The organism is Halochromatium glycolicum (assembly GCF_016584085.1).
In the GTDB taxonomy this organism is placed as follows: Bacteria; Pseudomonadota; Gammaproteobacteria; order Chromatiales; family Chromatiaceae; genus Lamprobacter; species Lamprobacter glycolicus.
The window spans coordinates 1-1,319 of record NZ_NRSJ01000110.1; the positions used below are offsets into that span (position 1 = coordinate 1).

Consider the following 1,319-nt stretch of genomic DNA (forward strand, 5'->3'; position numbering starts at 1 on the left):
GCGAAGTCCCGCTCGACGATCTAGCCCTCTGCGTCCTCGATGCGCACGAGGTCGCCGTGGACGTTGGGGGTGTAGCGGGTGGTGCGCCCGAGGGCGTCGGTCTCGGTGAGCGTACGCCCCCAGTCGTGGTAGGTGGCGATCTGCTGGGTGGTGAGCACGTCGGGGCCGGGATGGGTGCCGCCGGCCGCGTTGAAACCGTGGTCCGTCCCCTATTACTTTCCTATTACTTTCGGCTCTGTGATCTATGGACGCTACGGACTTTTCAGGCTACCCACACATGCGCCCTGGCGATCGGCGCATGCCTTGGTGTGAAGGGCATCGGAAAGCCGTGTACGGGAGAACTGTACGCACGGTTTGATGAGGGGGGACAGGCCAACATGGCTACGTACCGGCTAGTGAGGCACCGCCAGACGAAAGGGGCGGCAACAGATAGGCCGGGGCTACGGCGATGGTAACCTGTCCTCTACTCTACCTTCCTCTTACTTCCTCTTTAAGCAGCTTTAAACTCTTCAAATCTCAAAGTCATTCCCGCATCACCTACAATGGATTTAACTTGATTAATAAATCCCTTTGCCTCTTCATTTAAGGGATATTTGCCAATGATATTGATGACAGCATTTCGGCCATTGGCTTTAGGATATGATTCCAGTAATTCACCACTTTCAATAAAGCGCAAGTAAGAATTTATTTTTTCCTGCAATAGCAGCAAATGCTCTTTAGTATCACCATCCCATTCCAAGTGGTCTGAAATGGTGAGCACCACTTCATTCGCCGCTTCATTAACGCTTACAAAATCCACAACGTCTGTCTGTTCAATTGACATATAAATTCACCCGTTCTATGGCCTCACAATATCAACGTTTGTTGGCGGAATTTGCGTACCCCCTGGGAATCCTGCTTTACCTTTACCCACAATAACACCGCCAGATCGCTGGATTTCAGGGAAAGCCAACCTTTGATTTTTCGTTAGAGGGGCAGTAGAAGAGGCTTTACATTCTGCGCATCTAATCGCGCCTGTAGCATCTCTACTGAGAAGATCAACGCGAGTACGAACACCGCTTTGCGTTTTTATAGTGACCTGCTGAACAACGTCGGTATCTGTTCTTTGGAGTTGGCTTTTAATTTGTGCCTCAAAGGCATCACCAGCGGCCTTGTTAGCTTGGACTCCACTCCTTGCAACCCCGTCCGCACCCCTTGCTCCCAACTTGGCGATACCCTTCGCCGCGAGCTTACCGGCCGCGCCGAGCCCTGTAGCCAGTGCTGCCGATTCGCCGAGAGCCGCTCCAAGGCGCTCCTCCGGTGCAATCGTAAACTGGGAG

The 1,319-nt window shown here is 52.8% G+C and carries 3 protein-coding genes; all 3 read right to left on the bottom strand.

Going from position 1 to position 1,319, the window contains the following annotated elements; genetic code table 11:
- Positions 1–20: 20 nt before the first annotated feature.
- Complete coding sequence (locus CKO40_RS25035) at positions 21–158, bottom strand: RHS repeat domain-containing protein (RefSeq protein ID WP_200348918.1); 138 nt, start codon at positions 156–158, stop codon at positions 21–23.
- Positions 159–490: 332 nt separating this feature from the next.
- Positions 491–823, bottom strand: coding sequence for a DUF6572 domain-containing protein (locus CKO40_RS23690; RefSeq protein WP_200348919.1), 333 nt, complete (start codon positions 821–823; stop codon positions 491–493).
- Between the two features lie 15 nt (positions 824–838).
- A partial coding sequence (locus CKO40_RS23995; protein WP_207173844.1) for a hypothetical protein occupies positions 839–1,319 on the bottom strand: 481 nt, incomplete at its 5' end.